1 protein-coding gene is annotated in these 250 nt (G+C 70.0%); it reads right to left on the reverse strand.

Going from position 1 to position 250, the window contains the following annotated elements; genetic code table 11:
• Positions 1 to 250 (reverse strand): phosphoglycerate kinase (gene pgk, locus ASC76_RS26310; RefSeq protein WP_235580569.1); only part of this gene is annotated, 250 nt, incomplete at both ends.

Raw genomic sequence — 250 nt, forward strand, 5'->3', positions numbered from 1 at the left:
GGCCAGGGCCTTGGTGATCGCGTCGATCTCGGCCGCCAGCAGCGGGCCGGCACAGGCGATCGGCGCGTACTGGGCGATGCCGTAGGTCGAGGCCTCGGCACGGTGCGCGGTGCCGAAGGCGTCGTGGACGAAGATGTCGCACAGCGCGGCCATCTTGCGGGACAGACCCTCGTCGTTCTTCTTCTCGCCCGGGTTGACGCGGCAGTTCTCGAGCATCACGAGTTGGCCGGGGGCGACGCTGACGCCGTCG

Origin of the sequence: Rhizobacter sp. Root404 (assembly GCF_001425865.1) — a bacterium.
GTDB lineage: Bacteria > Pseudomonadota > Gammaproteobacteria > Burkholderiales > Burkholderiaceae_C > LMDS01.